At 72.3% G+C, this 19,495-nt stretch carries 17 protein-coding genes and 1 pseudogene; 17 read left to right on the top strand and 1 reads right to left on the bottom strand.

Going from position 1 to position 19,495, the window contains the following annotated elements; translation table 11 throughout:
• The 4 genes from ACZ6Z8_RS38920 to ACZ6Z8_RS38905 form a co-directional block, all read left to right on the top strand.
• A partial coding sequence (locus ACZ6Z8_RS38920) for an ATP-binding protein (RefSeq protein ID WP_465614696.1) occupies nt 1-1,788 on the top strand: 1,788 nt, incomplete at its 5' end.
• Nucleotides 1,785-2,459, top strand: a complete 675-nt coding sequence (locus ACZ6Z8_RS38915) for a response regulator (RefSeq protein ID WP_465614695.1) — start codon at nt 1,785-1,787, stop codon at nt 2,457-2,459. The genes ACZ6Z8_RS38920 and ACZ6Z8_RS38915, both read left to right, overlap by 4 nt.
• A 302-nt stretch (nt 2,460-2,761) precedes the next feature.
• Nucleotides 2,762-4,213, top strand: coding sequence for a hypothetical protein (locus ACZ6Z8_RS38910; protein ID WP_465614694.1), 1,452 nt, complete (start codon nt 2,762-2,764; stop codon nt 4,211-4,213).
• 155 nt (nt 4,214-4,368) lie between these two features.
• Nucleotides 4,369-5,922, top strand: coding sequence for a Na+/H+ antiporter (locus tag ACZ6Z8_RS38905; RefSeq protein ID WP_465614693.1), 1,554 nt, complete (start codon nt 4,369-4,371; stop codon nt 5,920-5,922).
• A 42-nt stretch (nt 5,923-5,964) separates the two neighbouring features.
• On the opposite strand, the gene ACZ6Z8_RS38900 is transcribed toward ACZ6Z8_RS38905, so the two are convergent.
• Nucleotides 5,965-6,927: a LuxR C-terminal-related transcriptional regulator gene (locus tag ACZ6Z8_RS38900; RefSeq protein WP_465614692.1), complete on the bottom strand. Its 963-nt coding sequence runs from the start codon at nt 6,925-6,927 to the stop codon at nt 5,965-5,967.
• Between the two features lie 218 nt (nt 6,928-7,145).
• On the opposite strand from ACZ6Z8_RS38900, the gene ACZ6Z8_RS38895 reads away from it, so the two are divergent.
• The 13 genes and pseudogenes from ACZ6Z8_RS38895 to ACZ6Z8_RS38835 form a co-directional block, all read left to right on the top strand.
• Complete coding sequence (locus tag ACZ6Z8_RS38895) at nt 7,146-7,331, top strand: hypothetical protein (protein WP_465614690.1); 186 nt, start codon at nt 7,146-7,148, stop codon at nt 7,329-7,331.
• 116 nt (nt 7,332-7,447) lie between these two features.
• Nucleotides 7,448-9,946 (top strand): dCTP deaminase domain-containing protein, encoded by a 2,499-nt coding sequence (locus ACZ6Z8_RS38890; RefSeq protein ID WP_465614689.1) that lies wholly within the window; start codon nt 7,448-7,450, stop codon nt 9,944-9,946.
• Between the two features lies 1 nt (nt 9,947).
• Nucleotides 9,948-11,198: a hypothetical protein gene (locus tag ACZ6Z8_RS38885; protein WP_465614687.1), complete on the top strand. Its 1,251-nt coding sequence runs from the start codon at nt 9,948-9,950 to the stop codon at nt 11,196-11,198.
• On the top strand, nt 11,198-11,980 hold the full coding sequence (locus tag ACZ6Z8_RS38880) for an HAD-IA family hydrolase (RefSeq protein WP_465614686.1): 783 nt from the start codon (nt 11,198-11,200) through the stop codon (nt 11,978-11,980). The genes ACZ6Z8_RS38885 and ACZ6Z8_RS38880 overlap by 1 nt, the downstream gene beginning before the upstream one ends.
• A complete protein-coding gene (locus ACZ6Z8_RS38875; RefSeq protein ID WP_465614685.1) occupies nt 11,977-13,638 on the top strand; it encodes an alkaline phosphatase family protein in 1,662 nt (553 codons plus the stop codon). The genes ACZ6Z8_RS38880 and ACZ6Z8_RS38875 overlap by 4 nt, the downstream gene beginning before the upstream one ends.
• A 23-nt stretch (nt 13,639-13,661) precedes the next feature.
• Entirely contained in the window at nt 13,662-14,771 is a 1,110-nt protein-coding gene (locus tag ACZ6Z8_RS38870) for a DUF6001 family protein (protein ID WP_465614684.1), read from the top strand.
• Nucleotides 14,768-15,340 (top strand): DUF6031 family protein, encoded by a 573-nt coding sequence (locus tag ACZ6Z8_RS38865; RefSeq protein ID WP_465614683.1) that lies wholly within the window; start codon nt 14,768-14,770, stop codon nt 15,338-15,340. Before ACZ6Z8_RS38870 ends, ACZ6Z8_RS38865 begins: the two co-directional genes overlap by 4 nt.
• Before the next feature lie 19 nt (nt 15,341-15,359).
• Nucleotides 15,360-15,818, top strand: a complete 459-nt coding sequence (locus ACZ6Z8_RS38860; RefSeq protein WP_465614682.1) for a type II toxin-antitoxin system RatA family toxin — start codon at nt 15,360-15,362, stop codon at nt 15,816-15,818.
• Nucleotides 15,815-16,900, top strand: coding sequence for a hypothetical protein (locus tag ACZ6Z8_RS38855; RefSeq protein ID WP_465614681.1), 1,086 nt, complete (start codon nt 15,815-15,817; stop codon nt 16,898-16,900). Before ACZ6Z8_RS38860 ends, ACZ6Z8_RS38855 begins: the two co-directional genes overlap by 4 nt.
• On the top strand, nt 16,897-17,460 hold the full coding sequence (locus tag ACZ6Z8_RS38850) for a hypothetical protein (protein ID WP_465614680.1): 564 nt from the start codon (nt 16,897-16,899) through the stop codon (nt 17,458-17,460). Before ACZ6Z8_RS38855 ends, ACZ6Z8_RS38850 begins: the two co-directional genes overlap by 4 nt.
• A complete protein-coding gene (locus tag ACZ6Z8_RS38845; RefSeq protein ID WP_465614679.1) occupies nt 17,457-17,987 on the top strand; it encodes a dCTP deaminase in 531 nt (176 codons plus the stop codon). Before ACZ6Z8_RS38850 ends, ACZ6Z8_RS38845 begins: the two co-directional genes overlap by 4 nt.
• Nucleotides 17,974-19,326 (top strand): cation:proton antiporter, encoded by a 1,353-nt coding sequence (locus ACZ6Z8_RS38840; protein ID WP_465614678.1) that lies wholly within the window; start codon nt 17,974-17,976, stop codon nt 19,324-19,326. The genes ACZ6Z8_RS38845 and ACZ6Z8_RS38840 overlap by 14 nt, the downstream gene beginning before the upstream one ends.
• A gap of 64 nt (nt 19,327-19,390) precedes the next feature.
• A pseudogene (locus ACZ6Z8_RS38835) lies at nt 19,391-19,495 on the top strand (hypothetical protein); the annotation flags it as partial.

Here is a 19,495-nt window from a genome sequence, read left to right as displayed (position 1 = left end):
GCCGCCCGGATCGCCGACCGCACCGCCGGCGGCGACCTGCTGGCCGTCCACGTGACCAGGAGCGACGGCCTGGCCGGTGCCTCCTCCGGCGCGCTCGCCCAGCAGCGGCAGCTGGTCGAGGCCCTCGGCGGCAGCTACCACGTGGTGGTCGGCGACGACATCCCCACCGCGCTGCTCGCCTTCGCGCGTGCCCATGACGCCACCCAGCTGGTGCTGGGCACCAGCCGCCGTGGCCGGGTCAGCCGCTTCCTCACCGGCCCCGGCACCGGGCAGACCACCGTGGACGCCTCCGAGGACATCGACGTCCACATGGTCACCCACGAGTTCACCGGCCGCGGCCGACTGCCCTCGCTCGGCCGCCGCCACTCCAAGCGCCGCACCGTCGCCGGATTCGCCTCGGGCCTGGTCGTTCCCGCGCTGCTCACGGCCGTGCTCTCGCAGTTCCACGCCCAGCTGAACCTGACCACGGACGCACTGATCTTCCAACTCGGTGTGGTGGCAGTGGCCTTGCTCGGCGGCGCCATGTCCGCCCTGCTGGCCGCCGTCATCGCCTCGGTGCTGCTGAACTACTTCTTCATCCCGCCGATCCACAGCCTGACCATCGGCGAGACCAACAACATCGTCGCCCTGGTGGTCTTCGCCGCCATCGCGCTCGCCGTCTCCACCGTGGTCGACCACGCCGGCCGGCTCACCACCCGGGCCGCCCGCGCCACCGCCGAGGCCGAGACCCTCTCCACCCTGGCCGGCAGCGTGCTGCGCGGCGCCGACGCCCTGCCCGCCCTGCTGGAGAAGTCCCGGACGGCCTTCGGCATGGACTCCGTCGCCCTGCTCGACAGCCTCACCGGGGAGACGATCGCCCGCAGTGACGGCAGTGGCGACAGCACTGCGGGCGAGGCGACCGAGGTCGCGGTCGGCGAGCGGTCCCTCCTGGTCCTCACCGGCCGCCGGCTGCCCGCCGCCGACCAGCGCGTCCTCACCGCCTTCGCCGCCCACGTCGCCGCCGCGCTGGAACGCGACCGGCTGGCCGTGGTCGCCGCGGAGGTCGAGCCGATCAAGGCCGCCGACCGGATGCGCACCGCACTGCTCGCCGCCGTCAGCCACGACCTGCGCACCCCGCTCGCCGCCGCCCGCGCCTCGGTCGGCTCCCTGCGCAGCCCCGACGTCGAGTTCTCCCCCGAGGACCAGGCCGAACTCCTCGCCACCGCCGACGAGTCGCTGGTCAAACTCACCCGCCTGGTCGACAACCTCCTCGACATGAGCCGCCTCCAGGCCGGCGCCCTCACCCTGCACCTGGCACCGACCTCACTGGAGGAGATGCTGGTACGAGCCATGGACTCCTTGTCCGATCCGCAGGCCCCGATCCAGCCGCTGGACCTCGACACAGCCCCGCCGGTGCTGGCCGACCCGCCGCTGCTGGAACGCGTCCTCGCCAACGTGATCACCAACGCGCTGCGCCACAACGCCCCCGGCGCGCCCGTCCTGGTCACCGCCAGCCACCACGCCGACCTGGTCGAGATCCGGGTCATCGACCGCGGCCCCGGCATCGCCCCCGAGGACCGCGACCGGGTCTTCCTGCCCTTCCAGCGCCTCGGCGACACCGACAACACCACCGGCGTCGGCCTCGGCCTCGCCCTCTCCCGCGGCCTCGCCGAGGCCATGGGCGGCAGCCTGGAGGTCGAGGACACCCCCGGCGGCGGCACCACCATGCTGCTCACCCTGCCCGCCGTTCCGGAGCCGCAGACGGCGGAGCCAGGCAGTCCGCGACCGGAGAGGAGCACGGTCCAGTGAGCCACATCCTCGTGGTGGACGACGAGCCGGCGCTGCTGCGCACCCTACGGATCAACCTCCAGGCCAGGCACTTCTCGGTGCTCACCGCGGCCACCGGCCAGGAAGCCCTGGACTCGGCCGGCCAGGCGCCGCCCGACGCCATCCTGCTCGACCTCGGCCTGCCGGACCTCGACGGGGTGAACGTGATCGAGGGCATCCGCTCCACGCTGAGCGTGCCGATCATCGTGCTGACCGGGCGGGACGGCATCGAGGACAAGCTCCGCGCGTTCGACGCGGGGGCGGACGACTACGTGACCAAGCCGTTCGTCGTGGACGAGGTCATGGCCCGGCTGCGCGCGATCCTGCGGCGTCCCGCCGCGCCCGCGCCCCAAGCGGTCGCACGGATCGGGCCGAACGCCGTCGACCTCGACGCGGGCACCGTCACCGGCCCGGACGGACCGGTCCGGCTGACCCCGACGGAGTGGCGCATCCTCTCCCTGCTGCTGGCCAACCCCGGCCGGCTGGTGCCCGGGCGGCAGATCCTGACCGAGGTCTGGGGGCCGGAGGCGGAGAGCCGGGGCAACTACCTGCGGGTCTACTTCTCCGGCCTGCGGCGCAAACTCGAACCCGACCCGGCCCGGCCGCGCCACCTGATCACCGAACCCGGGATCGGTTACCGCTACGAGCCCTGACCCTCGGCGCCAATGCTGCGTCAAGACGGTCGTCGAAAGCGTCAAGGACGCATCAGGGAGGACGGGCGGACGTTCGACAGAACCTAGGTTGAGCTGCGAGGAAACGGTTCGCCGTCCGGGCGTGGGGCCTGACGGCGAACCGTTCGCCGAACCCCGAACCCCGGCGGGTTCCTCCGGGGAAGGTTCGGCGGCCAGTGAGAAACAGGGGGAGGGGGCGCGCGGCGATGCCAACGGGGACGTCGAGCGGTACGGCTGTCGAGGGGAACAGAGTCGCGTCGGAGACGGCGCGACCGGAGGCAGCCGTGCCACTGCCCGAGCCGCGCGCCCCCCGTCACCGGCCCGGCCACTCCTGGCGCAGCCGGACGTGGTGGAACACCCCGCGCCTGGTGCGCGGACTCACCGGGCTCTGCCTGGTGGCCCTGCTCGCCGCCGGCACGGCGACCGGCACCGTCCTGGGCGGCGCTCGGGACGGCACGGACGTCATCGGCCACCGGGCCGCCCCGCAGGTGGTCCGCTCGGCCGACCTCTACTTCGCGCTCAACGACATGGACGCCCAGGCCGCCAACCTGCTGCTGTTCGGTGGCGACCCGGACTACACGGCGCTGCGCAAGGAGACCCTGGACACCTACGAGCAGCGCCGCACCCAGGCCGACAACGACCTGCAGCGCGTCACGGAGGCGGTGGCCGGCGACGCGGCCGGGCAGCGGGCCGTGCGCACCGTCATCGGCGAACTCGGCCAGTACGAGGCGCTGGTGGCCCGCGCCCAGCTGCTGGAGGAGCAGGCCCACGCCCCGGCCGGCCGCCCCTCGGCGGACGCCCTCGCCGCCTACCACCAGGCCACCGACCTGCTGCGCCAGCGCCTGCTGCCGGCCGTCGACGAGGTGACCAAGGCCAACGCGGCCGTCGTGGACCGCAACTACACCGACCAGCGCGACGCCCTCGCCGGCGGCTGGTGGACGATCCTGGTCACCGGGCTGCTGGCCCTGGCCGCCCTCGGGCTGCTGCAGCGGGTGCTCACGGTGCGCTTCCGGCGCCTGGTGAACGTGCCGCTGGCCGCCACCACCCTGCTTGTCCTCGTCGGGATGGTCACCGCACTGACGCTGACCTCCCGGGCGGACCACCAGCTGGTGGTCGCCAAGAGCAACTCCTTCGACTCGGTGATCGCCCTCAGCCGGGCACGCGCGGTGGCGTACGACCTGAACGCCGACGAGAGCCGCTACCTGACCGACCCGTCCCGGGCGGCCGCCTACGAGCAGAGCTTCCTCGACAAGACCCAGTCCTTCGCACGGGTCGACGGCGCCACCCTCGCCACGTACGACGACAAGCTCGCCGCACCGGCCGACAAGCACCGGGCCGACCACAGCCAGGTCGGCTTCGGCGGGTACCTCGGTGACGAGCTGCGCAACATCACCTTCCCCGGTGAACAGGACGCGGCGGAACGGGTGCTGACCGCCTTCCAGCAGTACCAGCGCGACGACCGGAAGATCCGCGAGCTGAACGCCCAGGGCAAGCTCAAGGAGGCGGTCACCTTCGACACCGGCCTCACTCCCGGCCAGTCGAACGCCGACTTCGGGGTGCTGAGCGCCGCGCTCGACGACGACCAGGCGATCAACCAGCGCGCCTTCGACGGGGCGGTCGCCGGCACCGACGACGACCTCGACGCCGTCACGGCCGGCCTGGGCGCGGCGGCCCTGGTGGCGGCGCTCGCCCTGACCGCGCTGGGAGTGCGGCCGCGCCTGCGCGAGTTCGCCTGAGCGTGCGATATGTCCCGCGGTTCTACCTCTGCCGATCCCCGCTAATGCTCCGATAAAATGACCACAGGTGTGCCGGGAAGCCTGGTCGGCGCGGGGGATGACTGCGGCGATCCGCGGCGGTGACCCCGGTTCTTGCGATGGGGTCCTTTCCACCGATGCACGTTGTGGCGATCGTTCTCGTTCTGGTGGTCCTGGCCACGACCGTGGCCACCTTCGCCCAGCGCCTGCGGGTGCCCGCGCCGTCGCTGCTGGTGCTGGCGGGCATCGGCGTGGCGCTGATACCCGGTGTGCCCGCGCTGCACATCCCGCCGCAGGTGATCGGCATGGTGGTCCTGCCGCCGCTGCTGTACGCCTCCGCCGAGGAACTGTCCCTGCGCGACCTGCGGACGGTGTGGCGGCCCGTGACGATCCTCTCCTTCGGCCTGGTCTTCGCCTCCGCTGCCGCGGTCGGCTTCGTGGCCGTCGCCGTCGCCGGGCTGCCGCCCGCGATGGCCTTCGTCCTGGGTGCCGTGCTCTCCAGCACCGACCCGGTGGCCGTCACCGCGCTCGGCCGTCGGCTGGCGCTGCCGGGGCGGGTCCAGGTACTGGTGCAGGCGGAGAGCCTGTTCAACGACGCCACCTCGCTCGTGCTGTTCAAGGTGGCCGTCGGCATCGCGGTGGCCGTCGGCGCCTCGGTGAGCCTGCCGGCGGCGGGCGGGGAGTTCCTGCTGCTCGGCGGGGGTGGCAGCCTGGTCGGCGCCGCCACCGCGGGCCTGGTCTGGCTGGTGCGCCGCCGCACCACCGACCCGGTGCTGGAGACGGTGATCGCCCTCGTCACTCCCTATGCGGCGTACGTGCTCGCGGAGTCCGCGCACACCTCGGGCGTCACCTCGGTCGTGGTGGCGGGCGTCTTGCTCGGGCGTTCCGGCCACCGGCTCACCGACGCCCACATCCGGCTGCAGCTGCACGCCGTGTACGCGGTGGTGGTGTTCCTGCTGGAGAGCGTCGTGTTCAGCATCGTCGGCCTGGAACTGCCCACCCTGGTGCGGGACCTGCCCTCCGGCACCGGCTGGTGGCCGCTGCAGGCACTGGCGCTCGCTGCTGTGCTGATCGCCGTCCGGGTGCTCTCGACGCTGCCGCTGACCCGCGCGGTCAAGCCCAGTCAGGGAGTCGGCAGCCTGTCCTGGCGGGTCGCGGGGGTGGTCACCTGGGCCGGAGCCCGGGGCGTCATGCCGCTCGCCGCCGCCCTGTCCATCCCGCTGCTCGCCGACGACGGCACCAAGCTCACCGGACGGCCGCTGGTCCTGGTGCTCACCACCGCCGTCGTCGTGTTCACCCTCGTCGTCCAGGGTCTGACCCTCGCCGCCGTCGTCAACCGCTCCGGCCTCGCCCTCGAACCCGAGCACACCGCCCGAGAGGAGGACGACGCCCGCGACGCCCTCAACCACGCCGCCCTCGACCACGTCGAACACCTCGCCGAACTGGAGGCCGTACCGGACACCGCCCTCGACCGGGTACGCCGCGGTCTCACGGCCCGCCTCGACCGCACTCCCGAAGCCCCCGACGGCACCACCGCCGACGCCGCCTACCGCCAGTTGCGCCACGAGGTCATCGCCGTCCAGAGCGCCGAACTGCACCGCCTCTACGACGAGCACCGCATCAGCGACACCACCCGCCGCCGCCTCCAGCACGACCTCGACCGGGAGGAAGCCGCCCTCGGCACACCGTGACGCCGTCGGCCGTCCGCGGGGGAGGTTCAGTGGCGCCGCGCGTCACCGCTCGCCGGTGCCGGCCTGCGCGTCGGTGTTGAGCAGTTGGGAGAGGGCGAGCGTGTAGCCGGCCTGGAACCGGCTCTGTGCCTTCAGATCCGTCATCAGGTCGGCGATGTGGCGGCGGCAGGTCCGTACGGACATGCCCAGGCGCAGTGCGATGGACGAGTCCGTCATGCCCTCGGTGAGCATCCGGACGATCGCTTCGCGCAGGTTGCTCTCGATCTCGGCGTGGGAGCGCGACTCCGCCGTGAAGGGCTGGGCCAGCAGCCACAGGCGCTGGCAGGTGTCCACGATGAACGCGACCATGCTCGGTTCCCGCACGATGGCGGCGGCGTTCGGGTTGTCGGGCACCGCGATGACGGCGGTCTTGCGGTCGAAGACCAGCATCCGCGTGAAACGGTCGTCCAGCGTGCGTACTTGGCCGCCGAGCCGACTGATCCTCTCCACGTACACATTGGTGCCCGGGCTGAACCGGGCGGTGTGCTGGTACAGCACGCGCATCCGGATGCCCCGGCGCAGGATCGCCTCGTCCCGGGGCGCGGCCTCCTCCAGGATGTCCGCCGCACGTGCGCCGCCCGGCTGGGCGGTGAACACCTCCTCCTCGCAGCCGGCCGCGAGTTCCTCGATCGCGCTCAGGGCCGCGGGGAGGCTCTCGATCACCTCGAACGGGCAGGGTGACTGCCGGTCGCTCAGGCTCGCCTCGAAGACGGGCAGGAAGGACATCAGCTGACCGCGCCTGCGCTCGATGAGGGAGCGTCTCGCGCGCATCTCGCGTTCCAGGGGGCTGACGCGCCGGGCGACGGCCTCGTCCGGGGATATCGCGACCAGGCCTCCACGCGGGTCGTGGACGAGCAGGCCCATGGCGACCAGTTGTTCCGCGAGTTCCTCGGCCTCCTCGGCCGAACCCCCGCAGACGGTGGCGAAGTCCCCCACATGGGTGACGGGTTTCTTGCGCGACAACACATATCCATACAGCTGATGCAGGAGCTGAGAGTCGACCGCACGCCTGTCCATATGTCGGATTTTCCCCATTTCACGGTGGTCTGCACGCTGCGGAACTTGTTGCCATGCAACAAGGTGCACGGTCAGCGCGCCGAATCTTAATGCGGTCTCATGGCAGGGTGATCGACACCCCACCCCTTGTGACGCAAGGGGTTCCTCATGACTGGATGTCGAACAGCATGCGAAACCTCAGTGCAGGCGAGCGCGCCCGGAGCTGCGTCGGACGAATCGCCCTCGGATTCTCGGGCCTCGCGCTCATCGCGGGAGCGACCGTGATCGCCGTCCCCACCGACACCGGCTGGGGCGGCCTGCCGGTGGCCTCGGCGGTGACCGTGGCGCAGGTCACGGCGGACGCCCGGTCCTAGGCGGCCCCCGAGGACGCCCAGGCGGACCACCGCGCCGGGCGAGCCGTACGGCCGAAGGACCTTTCGCACATGTAGTGCACGCCCCCCGATATCGGGAGCAACTGGATGGATAAACGATGATTCTCACGGGTAACGAGATCGCGCGCGAGCGAGCGAACGGCCGCATCACCATCGAGCCGTTCACGCCTGAGCAGGTCAATCCGAACAGCTACAACTTCCGGCTCGGAAAGACCCTGCGGGTCTACCAGTCGATGCCGCTCGACGCCCGGCAGACCAACGAGTTCGAGGAGATCGAGATCCCGGACGAGGGGTACGTCCTCGAACCGGGCAGACTCTACCTCGCCCATACCATCGAGGTGCTGGGGAGCGAGCACTACGCGCCCACCTTCGCGGCGCGTTCCTCGGTGGCCCGACTGGGCCTGTTCATCAACCTCTCCGCGAGCCTGGGCGACATCGGCTACACGGGGCAGTGGACCCTGCAGCTCTACTCGATGAACCGGGTCCGGGTGTACAGCGGCATCAACATCGGTCAGATGATGTGGTGGCGCCCCCAGGGCGACATCGTCCTCTACGACGGCAAGTACCAGGGCTCCGTCGGCCCGCGGTCGAGCGACATCCACGTCGACTTCGACAAGCAGTTCGCCCGCCAGCGCTTCCCCGGACTCGGTGCCAGCGTCGAGGTCTCCGAGGTGGGCCCCAAGTTCGCCCAGCTCGCCCGCTCCAGCCACGCCTTCCGGGTGCCGACCGCCTTCGTCGTGCCGGCCGGGGAGTTCGTGGAGTCGCTGACCGACGAGCACCGGGCCGATCTCGCCGAGGCGTTCGGCGACCTCAAGGCGACGGTGGGCGCGTTCTTCACCGACACCGTCGAGCGGATCCAGAAGACCGGCGCGCAGATCCGGCTCGGCGACGAGGCCCGCAAGCTGCTCCGGGCCCGCCTCAACGAGGTGTTCAAGGACGCGGACGTGGAGCTCGCGGTCCGTTCCTCCGGGCTCGACGAGGACACCGAGGGCTCCAGCCAGGCCGGCGTGCACCAGTCGATCCTGGGTGTGCGCGGCGCGGAGGAGGCGATCGCGGCCGTCGAGCAGTGCTGGCGCTCCTACTACGAGGCCCCGGCCGTCGCCGCCCGCATCCGGGCCGGCGACTTCGACCCGACGCCGCGGCTGGCCGTCATCGTCCAGCGCCTGGTGCGTCCGCGCCTCGCCGGTGTGGCGTTCACCGGACTGGACGGTGCCGAGGACCAGCGGGTGACCATCGAGTACGTCGAGGGGCTCGCCGACGAGCTGGTGGCCGGTGTCGCCGTGCCGCGGCGCACCGACTCGGCCGAGCTCGCGGACACCGGGGCCTCCCTCCCGGCCGCCGACCAGGAGGCCCTGGGTCAGGTGGTCGAGCTGGCACGGGCGCTGCGGGAGCAGCGGGAGCAGGACGTCGACGTCGAGTGGGCGGTGGACGACGAGGGCCTGCACCTCATCCAGGTCCGCCCGCTGACCGCCGTCCGCGAGCAGGCGCGCATCTCGTCGGAGCCGGTGGCCGAGTCCTACCGGCTGTACTTCGACGAGCTCCCCGCCTCGTTCCACCTGGCCGACGTCGCGGCCGTCTACGGCGGCTACACGGCCAAGCGCGGACCGGCCCACCGGATGGCGCACTCCGTCGGCGTGTCCGTGGGCGCCGGCTGGGTGCTCCAGTTCAACGGCCGGGGCCTGCACGACGAGGCCACCGCCGACCGGCTCCGGGAGGAGCTGTCGGGCGGCTCGAACGAGTGCGTCCTGGACTTCGGCGACACCCTGCGCCAGATCGTCGTGCCCAAGGAGGAGGTGCTCGACCAGCTCGCGCTGACCACCGGCGCCACGGCCGACGGCACCCTCCTGCACGCCGTCGTGGTCCGGGACTTCATCCGCGGCCGCCTCGGCGTGATCTCCCGCCGGGCCGGCGACGGTCTCGTGGTCGAGTACACCGACGAGGGCCTGATGGCGCTCAACCGGGGCACCGCCGGCGGCGAGACGATCGTGGTCGGCGACATCTCCCTCGGCTTCGACGCGCCCGAGAACGTGTCGGCCGCGCCCAGCGGCGAGGCGCTGCTGGAGCACCTCGACGAGATCGCCCGGTTCACCACCGCGATGCACGACAAGTACGGCCCGGTGACCATCGAGTGGGTCCTGGAGGGGTCGGGTCTGTACTTCGTCGACTACTCCGTGCTCGACGGTGACGACACGGTCGTGGTGGCCCACGGCGAGGTGTCCATCTCGCCCGGCACCGCCCAGGGTCCGCTGCTGCGCCTGGACGACGACGAGTTGCTGCGCCGTCTGTCCATCGGGCCCGCGGTGAGCATCAACAAGTCGCAGGACGTGAGCGAGCACGACGGTCTCGCCCGCATCCTGGACGCGGTCAAGGCCTTCGACCGGAAGCCGGTCGTCGTCGCCGCACGCCCCTACGCGGTGCTCTCCGTGCTGATCGAGCACGTGGCCGGCTTCGTCTTCGACCAGGGCTCGGCCCTCGGCCACCTGGCGATCCTCCTGCGCGAAGCGGGAGTTCCGGCGGTGGCGGCGGCGGGTGTCACCGGCACCGAGGCAGTGATCAGCAACGGAACCGTCGCGACCACCGGTCACAAGGGAGAATGACGTGAGCAGCACGACCCCCGGCACGCCCGACGCGGCGGGCCGCCCGCAGGCCGCCTGGCTCCTCCTCGGCGGACTGCACCTGCTGAACGGGACCGCCCCGCTCGACGACGCCGACCCCGTCGTCCTGGTGCCGCTCGACCGGCCCGTCGAGCAGGCCTTCCCCGGCAACACCGTGGTCGTCGACTGGGCCGCGCTGCGCAGCGTCCGGCTGGAGGCCCGCGACGTGGCGGGCACCCGGACGCACGGCTCCGTCGCCCAGGGCGCCGGACTGTTCCCCGACATGCTCCCCGGCGCGGAACTCCGCGCGGCGGCGGCCGCGGTGAGCGACCGCGCGAACGGGCCCCTGGTGCCGCTGTTCTACGTGAGCAGTGACGGGACGTCCGCCCACGTCCACAGCCAGATCCGCTTCCTGGCCGAGGACGCCTGCTTCATCCGGATCACCGAGGAGCCCGTCCCGGCCGCCGGGATCGAGGAGCTGGGCTGGCTCCGGCCGGCGCTCGCCCGTCACGCCGAGCAGTTCCTCTTCCTCAACAACCACCAGCGCTACTACCGCAAGTGCTTCCCCGGCAAGGAGCTGGAGTACAAGTACACGCTCACACCGCCGGTGGACGCCTGGACGCTCACCCTGGAGCTGTACCGCGAGGTCAAGGGCGGCGCGCTGCCCGGCTACCTGATGGAGTACCGGGACGAGTACCAGGCCTGGGACTACCTCAACCACCTCTTCGAGGTGACCGGCCCCACCGAGGACGAGCGCGGGTACGCCTCCTTCATCCCCACGACCGACGGCAAGCACCTGCTCAAGCGGAAGTGGTACGCGGAGGACGCCTTCGAGCGGCGGGAGACCCACACCTACGGTCTCTCGCTGGCCGACGACGGCGGCTTCGAGCGGTACGTCACGGAGGAGCTCAAGGTCGAGGCCGTCCGGCTGCCGTCCTTCCGCCGGGTCCGCTACGACATCAACTTCGAGTCGGCGCGCACCGGTCACGTGTACGGGATCTTCTTCGACCACTGCAGTCTGGTCGACGCCCGGGACGTCACCCTCAACCAGTGCGAGCTGGAGTACCTGCGCAGCCGCACCGCCGTGGAGCCCGACGAGGCGGACGTCTCCAAGGAGATGGCGGAGATCGCCTCCTGGCTGGAGTCCTTCCTGCGGGAGCGCGGGCTGAACAGCGAGCGGGGCTTCTACTCCAAGCGCACCTTCCTCAAGGACGCCGTCGCCGCCCGCCCCGAGCTGGCCAGGCCGGTGGTCTGATGCCGGGGGCAGCGATCCGTGCCGTCCTGCTCGACCTGGAGGGCACGCTCTACGCACAGGGCAAGGCCGTCGAGGGCGCGGCCGCGGCCGTCGAGGAGCTGCGGGAGTCGGGGCTGGCGCTCCGGTTCCTGACCAACACCGACTCCAAGCCGGCGGCCCGGATCCATGCCGAGCTCGTCGACTACGGACTGCCGGTCCGCAGGGAGGAGCTGTTCACCCCGGTCGTCGCGGCGCAGCAGCTCCTCGCCGCGCCCGGCACCCGGGTGTACCCGCTCGTCTCCCGCGCGCTGATCGGCGAGCTGCCGAACCTCGCGACCGAACCGCCGTACACCCACGCGCTGATCGGCGACTGCCGTGACGTCCTGGACTACCGGGCACTGGACGAGGCGTTCCGCGCGGTGCGCGGCGGGGCCGAGCTGGTGGCGCTGCAGCGCGGCCGCTACTTCAAGCGGCCGGACGGCGACCACCTGGACACCGGTGCGCTGGTGGCGGCGGTGGAGTACTCCGCCGGCACCACCGCCCGGGTCCTGGGCAAGCCCGCCGCGGACTTCTTCGAGCTGGCCGCCCGGTCGCTCGGGGTGCCGCCGGGCGCCTGCGTGGTGGTCGGCGACGACGCGAGCACCGACATCGCCGGTGGCGAGGCCGCGGGGCTGACCACCGTGCAGGTGCGCACGGGCAAGTACGCGGACCAGCTGGCCGAGGGCCTGACCGGCCGGGCCGGGTACGAGTGCGACTCCGTCGCCGATCTCCCGGCGCTGCTGGCGGAGCTGAGGTCACGGTGACGGTCTACTGGGTCGTCTGGGACGCGGCCGCCCACTGGGTGGTCGACCGCCTGGAGCGGGAGGGCGCGCTGCCGGCCGTCACCCGGATGCGGGCGCGCGGCACCGTCACGGCGGCGCGTCCCGCCCACCCCAACTGCCAGACGCCGCCCTCGCTGGCGACCCTGTTCACCGGCGCCTGGCCGAGCGAGCACGGCGTCACCGGGTACACCGTGCCCGGGGCCGGCGGCGGGATCGCCGAGCACGTCAGCGGCTTCGACCCGCGCTTCCCGGCCGTCCCCACGGTGTGGGAGACGGCCTGGGAGCGCGACCGGCGCAGCGCCTTCGTGCACGCCCCCTGGGTGTTCGACGAGACCGGCGCGGCCGGACCGTACGTCGACGGGGCCGTCGAGGCGTACAGCCGGCGGCTGACCCGGCACGCCTTCCTGGAGCTCGCTCCCGGACCGGCGGTGCGGGCCTGGCAGATCGCCGGGTCCTGGGTGGACGTGGAGACCGGCGCGACCGGTGACGTCGTGCGGGTGCGGGCCGCGGGCACCGAACTGGCGCTCACCCCCGGCGGCGGCTGGCAGCCGCTGCGCCTCGACGACGCGGGCCACGCCACCTGGGTGGCCTGCGTCCGCGGGGCGCGCGGCCCGCTGCTCGTCCACACCGGGGTCTGGGAACCGCGGACGGGCGGGCGCAACGGTCCGCTCGTCCAGAAGCTGCGGCAGTGCCCGCCGTTCGCGGGCGAGGGGGTCGGCCCGCTCTACCGGGCCGGCGTCTTCGGGCCCCGCCTGGCCGAGGGCGGGGACGGCTCCGCGGAGGACGTGTTCCTCTCCTCGGTGGGCTGCGTCACCCGGGCGTTCGGTGCGGCCACCGAGGCGGTGCTCCAGGAGCACACGGCCGACCTGGTGGTCGTCTACCTGCCGATGACGGACGACGTGGGCCACGAACTGCTGGGCTGGTGCGACGAGAAGAGCGCGGCGCACCGGCCGGACATCGCCGACCGCGTCTGGTCGTACCTCAGGTCCTGCTACCAGGACGCCGACGCGATCCTCGGCCGGGTGCTGGACCGGGCCCGCGCCGAGGACACGGTGGTCCTCGGCGCGGACCACGGCATGGTCGGCTGCACCCATCTGGTCCATGTGAACGACCAGTTGGTGCGGGCCGGGCTCGCGGCCCCGGCCACCGCCGGCGCGCTGGACGTCGAACACTCCGAGGTGATCTACCACCCCGCGAACAACGGCTCGCTGTGGGCCACCGACCCGGCCGACCCGGGGCGGGCCGGCCAGGCGATGGCCCGGGCCATGGCGGCGCTGCGCACCCTGACCGACCCGGAGAACGGGCGGCCGGTGGTCCGCGGGTTCGTGGACGGCCGCGGGCGGCCGCTGGCCGAGGGCGCCGTGCCGCCGCCGGTGGTGTTCCTCGTCCTGGACGACGACTACCAGCCCACGGCACCGCTGTCGGCGGACGGCGTGACCGTGCGCCGCCAGCCCAAGAGCGGTGCCCACGTGGTCTACACCGGCGACAGCCGGCTGCACGCCGTCCACGCCGCGGTCGGTCCCCGGATCCCGCACCGCGCGGCACCGGAGGCCGTCGACAACACGCTGCCCGCCCATCTGGTCCTGCGGGAGCTGGGCGTGGAGCAGCCGAAGGCCGCCGCGCAGGCCGCCCTCTCCTGACCGAAGGAAGGAATTCGACTCTGATGGGTGCACCACCCGGTTTTCCCCATGCCCTGTCGCCGGACGACCTGGCGGCGCGCCGCCACGGACACGTGTCGGCGTTCCTCTCCGGGCGCGGTCTCGACCCCGACTGGCTGTCCGCGCTGATGCGGGAGCGGGTCGGCGAGGGCCTGCTGCTGTTGACCAGTTCCCCCGTGCACGGGCTGGCCAACGCCACCAGCGACCTGGACTTCATCCGCATCCAGCGTGACCCGATCGAGGGGCCGCGCATCTCGACCAAGATCTTCGAGGACGGCCACCACCTTGAGGTGGTCTCCTTCAGCGAGGCCGAACTCGCCTCCAACTTCGCGGAGTTGAAGCGCCTCGCGAGCCTCGCGCCGGAGGCGACGGTGGCCGGGTTCCGCAGCTGGGACAAGCAGCGCGAGCCGCGCCGCAAGCAGACCGAGCGGATCGTCAACGGCATCGCGCTGGACGGTACCGCCCCGTTCCTCGACGAGCTCCCCGGGCTGGCCACCGTCTGGTCCAGGGCGTCCCTGCAGGTCGCGCTGGAGCAGGTGGCGCACACCGCGCTCGCCGAGGCGGCCGGCGAGAGCCGCGGGCGCGTCGGTTACGCGTACAACGTCCTGCTGCACGTGATGGACGCGCTGCTGTCGCACCACGGCGACGTGTACACCACCAGGAAGTGGTACGCGCTGCGCTGGGCCAGGCTGGTGGCGGACGGCACCTGGCGGGACGAACGGGTCGCGGCGGTGGCCGCCGACCTGGAGCGGCTCCGCAAGGAGATCGCCGGCGCCCTGGCGCCGTCGGCGGCCGCGCAGCCGCTCGCGGCGGCCTTCACCGAGCTCGCCCTGGACACCGTACGGGCCACCGGCGCCGCCGAGGCCGTCACCGTGCGCGTGGAGGTCACCGGCACTGTGCGGCCGTTCCTGCCCGGCGCCTCGCTCCTCGTCGCGCCCGGCGGAAGCGTCGTCCTGCCCGGGGTCACCGGGGACCTCCCGCTCACCGTGGACCCGGTCGCGCTCACCGAGCTGGGCCGGCTCGACGCCCAGGACGCCGCGACGCTGCTGCGCGCGCTGCGCTCCGGCGCCGCCCGGCTCGACATCGGCTACCGCAACGAGGAGGTACCGGCATGACCCCGAACCAGCAGCAGGGCGCCGCGACCGGGGCCGCCGAACGGCTCGTCCCGTTCCCCGCGGTCCGCGGCGGCCACGCCATGCCCGGCCCCCAGGCCGTGGAGGCCTGGGTCCAGGCCGCGTGGCTGATGCTCGCCGAGGGACGCGCCTACCTGGAGGACCTGGAGGGCGGCTCCGAGCAGCCGCAGATGCAGCAGGCCGCCAAGCTCCGGTTCCTCGAACAGCTCCTGGACATCGACCAGCGGCTGGCCGGCCGGGCCCCGGTCGACGACGTGCACTGCCTGGCGATGGCGCTGGAGTACGGCATGCACGAGGTCGTGGACGCCTCCGGACCCGACCTGATCGAGGTGTTCGCCCTGGACGAGGAGTTCGGCGGGGACAGCTGCCGGGTCGACCGGATCCAGGTCCTCTGGGAGCGGCTGCTGGAGGCCTTCCCCGGTGAACTGCCGGACCGCCTGGTCGCGGAGGGGCAGCGGGACATGCTCCGGACCCTGCGCGTGTGGGCCCGGCTGGCCCGGACGGCGGGGCTCGACATCGGCTTCCTCGCCCCCTTCATGAAGGCCGCTTAGCAAGAGAGGTGTGATCAAGTTGCCCGAGATTCACGCGACGGCCGTGGTGCCCGGTCGCACTCCGGAGGAGCTGTGGGCGGTCGTCAAGGACAGCCCCGCCTTCGCGCCCCGCGCCCCGCACGTGATCGGCGTCCGGGTCCTCGACCCCGCGGACCGGAAGAGCCGCTCGACCGAGTGGACCGTGCTGCTGAACGGCAGCGAGGTGACGTGGGTCCAGAACGAGAGCACCCGGCCCGGCCTGCGGCTGTGCTTCGAGCAGACCGCCGGGGACCTGGAGCGGATGACCGGCGAGTGGAGCGTCGTCGAGACCTCCGCCGGTGCGGAGGTCGGCCTCAGCGTCTCCTTCGAGCTCGGCATCGACGGCCTCGCCCCGCTGCTCAACCCGATCTGGGCCCAGTCCCTCCAGGCCCACGCCGAAGCTCTGCTCCGGGTGGTCTCGACGACCGGACTGCCCGCCAACGGAAGTGACCAGACGTGATCCAGTACCTGAATTTCCTGCACACCACCGTTCGGTTCGACCTCGCCGACGACGCGGCGGCCGCCTTCGCGCCGATCCAGCGCTTCTTCCGGCACCTGCTCGCCGACGAGGGCGCGCACGAGCCGACCTTCCGGATCGACGTCCGCGGCTACGACCCGTCGGCCGACGTCGCCCCCGAGGTGTGGGACCTGCCGCAGTCGGTGATCCGGCGCAGCAACGCCGCCGAGTTCAACTTCGACGCGCACATCGTCGACCGCGGCGGCCGCCGGCTGTACGTCAACCGCGCCACGCTGCTCGACGCCCCGGTCGACGCGCGCAAGGACAACACCTTCCAGCTGCGCATCACCGAGGCCTCCACCGTCCAGGTGCTCGACTTCGTCCGGGACCTGGTGATCCGGCACGAGGAGGACAACGGCACCGTCGTGCTGCACGCCTCCGGCATCCAGCGCGGGGACGAGGCCGTGATCGTCGCCGGCCCCAAGGGCGCCGGCAAGACCACCACCCTGCTGTCCGCGCTGCGCCGCCCCGGCTGGTCGTACTTCACCGGCGACAAGCTGTTCTGCACGCTCGACGGCGGCCGGATCAGCGTGCACCCCTGGCGCGACTACCCGTACGTCGGAGTCGGCACGATCCGCGCCGACGCGCGGCTCGAACAGCTCGTCCGCGAGCAGGTCGACCCCGGGCTCGACGGCCACGAGCCGGGGCACAAGATCCTGATGGACCCGGACGTCTTCGAGTCCTGGCTCGGGGCCGAGTTCTCCGCCGAGCCCAAGCGGCTGGCCGCGGTCCTGCTGCCCGAGGTCCGCCCCGGCGAGCCGCTCGCCGTCCGGCACCTCACGGACGACAACGAGCGCTGGGCCCACCTCAACAAGATCGTGGACCGCCAGGTGGACACCACCTTCTTCACCTGGCAGTCCCACCTGGTGCCCGACTACGCGCGCTTCTACCAGTCCCTCGCCGAACTGCGCACCGCGCTGGACTCCGTGGCCATGGTGCGGCTGACCGGCACGCTCGACATCGACCCGGACGCCGTCCTCGACCCGGCCGCCGCCGGCTCGCCCGCCCCCCAGGAGACCTCGTGACCGAGAACCAGCCCCGCCCCTCCCTGCGCGTGTGCGTGATCGGTCTGGCCGGTGTCGGCAAGTCGACCTGCGCCGGCCTGATCGAGGAGTTCGCCCGGGACAAGGGTCTGACCTACGCCCGGGTCAAGCTCGCCGAGCCGCTCTACCACCTGCAGGAGCAGGTGTACCGCACGGCCGGCGCCGACCTGCGCGAGGACGCCCAGGACCAGGTGCTGATGGAGGCGCTCGCCGACGCCATGCGCCGCATCCGGCCCGAGTCGCTCGCCGACGACTTCACCCGCCGTCTCGCGCTGACCGACGCCGAACTCGTCGTCAACGACGACCTGCGCGACCCGCACGTGGACGCGCCCGCCCTGCGGGCGCACGGTTTCCGCGTCCTGCGCATCGTGTGCGACGAGGACCTGCGGCAGAGCCGTCTCGACCAGCGCGACGACCCGACCCGGGCGGACCGTTCCACCCGGCAGATCGACCTGATCGAGCCGGACGCCGTCATCGACAACGGGGCGGGCCTCGACGCGTACCGCGCCGCCGTCCACGAGCTGCTGGGGAGCTGGCTGTGATCCTGAGCGGACCTGAGATCCACGCCGAGGTCATGGCGGGCCGGATCCACATCGACGACTACGACCCGGAGCGGATCGAGCCCAACAGCTACGGCTTCCGCCTCGCCGAGGACATCCTCTGGTACGAGCAGGACGTCATCGACTGCTTCGAGCCGCCGAACGCCGAGCACGTGAAGATGGGCCCCGAGGGCATGGTCCTCGAACCCGGTCGCTTCTACCTCGGCGGGACCATGGAGGCCATGGGCAGCCCGAACTACGCGGCCACGCTCTACGCCTGCCGTTCGGCCTCCACCCTCGGCATCTGGATCCAGTTCTCGGCGCCCCTGGGGCACAGCGGAGCCGTCTTCCCGTGGACCCTGGAGATGAAGGTCGCCCACCCGGTGCGCGTCTACCCGGGCATGATGATCGGCAAGCTCGCCTTCTGGGCCATGCAGGGCGAGGCCGTGGGCTACCACGGCAAGTACACCGGCTCGCGCTCCGCCGTCGCCTCCCGCCTGAGCCTGGACCAGCAGCATGTCGCAAACTGACCTGTTCAAGATCCTCTCCGCGCTGGTGCTGCTGCTCCTGGCGGCGCACCTGACGGGCAGGCTCTTCAGACGTCTCCGGCAGCCGCCCGTCGTGGGGGAGATCCTCGGCGGGCTGCTGCTCGGCCCCACGGTCCTGGGGCAGGTGCTGCCCCAGGTCCAGCACTGGATCTTCCCCAAGCAGGGGCCGGTGGCGGTGTGCCTCGAACTCGTCTACCAGCTGGGCATGTTGCTGCTGATGTTCCTGGCCGGCGTCGAGATGCGGACGGTGTTCTCCCGCAAGGACGGCCGTACGGTCGGGCTGATCGCCGTGGTCGGCATGGTGGTGCCGTTCGCGTTCGGCCTGGTGGCGACCTCCGTGCTCGACACCACCGACCTGCTCGGCCCGGCGGGCAACCGGACGGCGCTGACGCTGGTGCTCGCCTGCAGCATCGCGATCACCAGCATCCCGGTGATCTCCCGGATCATGCTCGACCTGGGGATCGCCAGGACGCCGTTCGCCCGGATCGTGCTCTCCGTCGCGGTGCTGGAGGACATCGTCCTCAACGTGGTGATCTCGGTCGCCGTGGGCATCGTGGCCGGCAGCAGCTCGAAGGGCTTCGGTCTCGCCTCGGAGCTCGGCATCCGCTCGGCGAACGCCTCGGCCGTCTACCACTCCCTGGCGTCCGTGGGCTTCCTCGCACTGGTCGCGCTGGTCGGCCTGCTGCTGCGCCGCCGTGTGGCGGCGACCGGCGGCGGGGCGGTGGCCCCGCTGGCCGTCCGGGTCTCCGCCGTGCTGGCCTCGGCCGCCGTCTGCCTCTACCTGGGCGTGGCCCCGATGTACGGCGCCTTCGTCGTCGGACTGATCTCCGGCCTGACGGCGGGCGCCGCGGGCGCGGCCTCGGGCCAGGCCGCGGACGAGGCGATCAAGGCCATCCGGAGCTTCGCGACCGGCTTCTTCGTCCCCGTCTACTTCGCGGTGGTCGGGCTGAAGCTCGACCTGATCCGTCAGTTCGACCCGGCGTTCTTCGTCGCCTTCCTCGCCGTGGCCTGCGTCGTCAAGGCCTTCAGCGTCTACGCCGGCGCCCGGCTGGCCAGGCGGCCGGCCACCGATGCCGTCCACCTCGCGGTGGCGATGAACGCCCGCGGCGGCCCCGGCATCGTGCTCGCCACCGTCGCCCTCGACACGGGCATCGGCTCGCCGTCGGTGTTCACCTCGCTGGTGCTCACCGCGGTCGTCACCTCGCTCCTCGCGGGCTGGTGGCTCGAACGCGCCATCAACCAGGGAAGCCTGGCCCTGGACGACGAGCTCCCGCCGACGCGGCTCCCGGACCGGCCGCTCAGCCCCACCGCCGGCCGTTAGGCCACCCTGTCGCCCCCTCCCCGCCCCACCACGGAGTCTCCTCTTGGGAACGCTGAAACGCTCATCCACGATGTCCAAGCACCTCTTCGTCACCGGGGGTGTCGCCTCTTCGCTCGGTAAGGGGCTGACGGCCTCCAGTCTCGGCGCGTTGTTGAAGGCCCGTGGCCTG

This window comes from Kitasatospora sp. NPDC101108, assembly GCF_055584725.1.
This window is presented reverse-complemented; position numbering and strand designations above follow the sequence as displayed.